The organism is Spirillospora sp. NPDC049652 (assembly GCF_040675125.1).
Lineage (GTDB): Bacteria > Actinomycetota > Actinomycetes > Streptosporangiales > Streptosporangiaceae > Spirillospora.
Genome location: NZ_JBFAOF010000782.1, coordinates 1 through 3,508 on the forward strand (window position 1 = coordinate 1; position 3,508 = coordinate 3,508).

Sequence of the window (3,508 nt, forward strand, 5' to 3'; positions counted from 1 at the left end):
CCGAGTGGTACCGCAACCGCTGGGTCCGGCACACCGACCTCGCCCGCCGGATGGGGGAGCGGCCCCGCCCCGGCAGCTCGGCCGCGCGCATCGACTACGCGGTCAACACCAACGTCCTCGCCCACGCCGGACGCACGTTCGCGCTCGTCGAGGCGGGCTGCCGCCCCTACGAGCTCACCGACGAGCTGGAGACCGTCGGCCCGTGCGACTTCGAGGGCACCCTGCCCGGCGGCTACACCGCCCACCCGCACCGCGACCCCGCCACCGGCGAGCTGCACGCCGTCTCGTACTTCTTCGGCCTGGCCGGCAAGGTCCGCTACACCGTCCTCAGCAAGTCCGGCCGCGTCCGCAAGGTCGTGGACATCGAGGTCGGCGGCAGCCCGATGATGCACGACTTCTCCCTCACCGAGCACTACGTCGTCCTGTACGACCTGCCGGTCACCTTCGACCCCGGCCTGGCCGCCGCCGGAATGCCGCCGGCGGTCGCCCGTCCCGCGACGTCCCTGCTGTCCCGCGTCATCGGCCGCCGCACGCTGCCCGAAGCGGTCGTCGCCGCCGCCATCCGCGCGCGCCGCGGCGGCACCCCCGGCCTCCCGTACTCCTGGAACCCCACCCGTCCCGCCCGGATCGGCCTGCTCCCGCGCGAGGGCACCGCCGCCGACGTGCGCTGGTTCGAGGTCGAGCCGTGCTACGTCTTCCACCCGCTCAACGCCTATGAGGACGGCGATACCGTCGTCCTGGACGTCATCCGGCACCCGCGCATGTTCGCCACCTCCACCGTCCCCGGCGAGGGCTCGCCCTGCCTGGAGCGCTGGACCGTCGACCGCGCCGCGGGCCGCGTCCGCACCGACCGCATCGACGACCGTCCGCAGGAGTTCCCCCGCCATGACGAACGCCTCGTCGGACGCCCCTACCGCTACGGCTACGGCGTGGGCGTCGACATCGCCGGAACCGACTTCGGCGACGAACGCGTGGACCTGGCGGGGTTCGAACCCGACGCCGTCCTGAAGCACGATGTGGTGAACCGCAAGACCGAGGTCCACCACCTCGGGCAGGGGCGCATCGCGAGCGAGTTCTCCTTCGTCCCGTCCTCGGACTCCTCCGCCGAGGACGACGGCGTCCTCATGGGCTACGTCCTCGACACCACCACCGACCGCAGCGACCTGGTCTTCCTGGACGCCGCGACCCTGGAGCACGTCGGCTCGGTCCACCTCCCCGCCCGCGTCCCCAGCGGCTTCCACGGCAACTGGATGCCGACCGCCCCCTGACCTGGCGGGGCGCGGCTGACAGCACCCAGCGCGCGGTTCGGACGCCCGTCAGTCACCGGGCCCGGGGCCGCCCGCCACGTCAAGATCATCTTCGGTTCACCCGCAGACGGCGGGCGCGACGCATGATCATTCCGGACGCCGGCGCGGGCCGGCGTCCGGAAGGAGTGATCGTGAAGCGCATCGCCGTCCTCTCCCTCGCCGCCGCGGCCGCGACCACCGGCCTCGGCGCCCTCGCCGCCGCCCCGGCCTCGGCCGCCTCCGCGTCCGCCATCTGCGGGTCCGGATACTCCGTCATCGACTCCAAGGCCCTGAACGGCTCCACCGTCTACCTGGCCTACAGCTCGGGCTCGGGCAAGAACTGCGTCGTCACCATCAAGACCAAGGACGTCGGCACCGCCACCCGGACCGGCACCTACCTGAACGTCCAGGGCGCGAACCCGATCACCGACGTCGACAACTACACGACCTACGCGGGCCCGACCTACGCCAGCGCGGCGGGCAAGTGCGTCACCTGGGGCGGCGGCACGAACTACCAGTACTGGTACAGCGGCTGGTCGCACTGCGGCTGAGCCCGCTGATCCCTGCGCCCACCAGGGAGGATGAGAGGCCCCGAGGCGGAAACCCCCGCCTCGGGGCCTCTTCCCGTTCCCCGCCCGTCCGGAACCGGGTCTGGCCGTCCGCCGCGCTTTGTACTACAACAGGTAGTACTACCCATCGTCGGAGGTGCGATGATGCACGCTCTTGTCATCGGGGCCGGACTCGCCGGCTTGGCGACCGCGCGCGGACTCCTCGCCGCGGGCCACGAGGTCACCGTCCTGGAACGGGCCCCCGCCCTCCGGACGCGCGGTGGCGCGGTCACCGTCTGGCCGTTCGGAAACGCCGTCCTGTCCGTCCTCGGCGTCCACCCGGAGACCGCCGGACAGGCCGTCACCGAGGTCGATCTCCGGACGCCCGCCGGCCGGACGGCCGTGCACTGCGACCTCGCCGGGATCATCCGCGAGGCGGGCGCGCCCGCCGTCGTCATCCCGCGCCGCACCCTCCTCCGCCAGCTGGCGACCGGCATACCGATCGTCTACGACGCGAACTTCTCCACCCTCACCCACACACCGGACGGCGTCACCGTCACCACCACCAACGGCGACCGCTACGACGCGGACCTGCTCATAGGCGCGGACGGCGTCCACTCGCGCGTGCGCGCGCAACTGGTCGACGCCACCCCCGCCCGTCCGACCGGAATGGCGACCTGGCAGGGCCTCATCCCCACCCCGTTCCCTGCGGGGACGCGCTCGACGATGACGCTCGACCGGACCCGGGAGTGCGGCTTCATGAGCGCGGGCGACGGCCTCCTCGCGTTCTTCTTCGACGTCCCTTGGAAGGCCGGCGCCCCCGTGCCCTCCCGCCCGCTCGCCGCACTCCGCGACCACTACCGCGGTTTCGCCGCCCCCGTCCCGGCCCTCCTTGCCGCCCTCACGGACGACGACCTGGAGCTCTTCCCGCACACCCGCCACCGCGTCCCGCGCGTATGGGGTCGAGGCCCGTGCACCCTGGTCGGCGACGCCGCGCACGCCATCCCCCCGGTCATGGCCCTCGGCCTCAACCAGGCCTTGGAGGACGTCGCCGTCCTGACGACCGAACTGGCGTCCCTTTCCGGACGCTCGGACGTGAGCCGTGCCCTGCGCGCCTACGAACGTACCCGCCGCCGCCGAGCCGTCCTCGCCGGAGTCCTCGCCCGTGACGCCATCCGCCTCACCGGACCGGCCTCGCTCGGACACAGCCTCCCGATGCTCAACCTGACGTCCCTCGCTCCTGGGAACACCGGTGCCGCACTGCTGGGAACCGTGCTGCGCGGCCTCAGCCACCGCCGGCACGACGAGCTGAGCGCCCTGGCCGTATCCCCGCCGCCGGCAGCCCTACATGTCGTCCGCGCATCCGGGACTTGACGACGGTGGGACGAACAGGTAACGTACTTCCTCGCGCCTAGAAGGATGCAGGACGCCGCTGTGCGGTGGCCGGCCTGGAGTGCGCATCCACCACTGATCATGCGGATCCGATCCGTCGTGCCCGCATGTCCGGTGGCATCGGAAAAGGCTCGATTTTGCGAATCGGTCCGGATCTGGTGAAATAGAAGTGCCGCAGGGAACGGCTGCGAAAGCGGGCGGGAACTGCGGAATCGGAATCGGCCGGGAATTGACAGACCGGGCGGAACTGATAAAGTAAGCGAGTCGCCACGGAGCGAAAGC

General features: G+C 71.8%; 4 protein-coding genes. 3 read left to right on the plus strand and 1 reads right to left on the minus strand.

What is annotated here, in order from left to right:
* The 3 genes from AB0J52_RS32450 to AB0J52_RS32460 form a co-directional block, all read left to right on the plus strand.
* A partial coding sequence (locus AB0J52_RS32450) for a carotenoid oxygenase family protein (protein ID WP_500186648.1) occupies positions 1-1,268 on the plus strand: 1,268 nt, incomplete at its 5' end.
* Between the two features lie 170 nt (positions 1,269-1,438).
* Positions 1,439-1,837, plus strand: coding sequence for a spore-associated protein A (locus tag AB0J52_RS32455; RefSeq protein ID WP_500186649.1), 399 nt, complete (start codon positions 1,439-1,441; stop codon positions 1,835-1,837).
* A 159-nt stretch (positions 1,838-1,996) separates the two neighbouring features.
* Positions 1,997-3,208 carry an FAD-dependent oxidoreductase gene (locus tag AB0J52_RS32460; protein WP_500186651.1) on the plus strand — a complete coding sequence of 404 codons (1,212 nt, stop codon included), beginning with the start codon at positions 1,997-1,999 and terminating at the stop codon, positions 3,206-3,208.
* A 97-nt stretch (positions 3,209-3,305) separates the two neighbouring features.
* Here AB0J52_RS32460 and AB0J52_RS32465 read toward each other — a convergent pair.
* On the minus strand, positions 3,306-3,508 hold a 203-nt coding region (locus tag AB0J52_RS32465), incomplete at its 5' end, for a hypothetical protein (protein ID WP_500186652.1).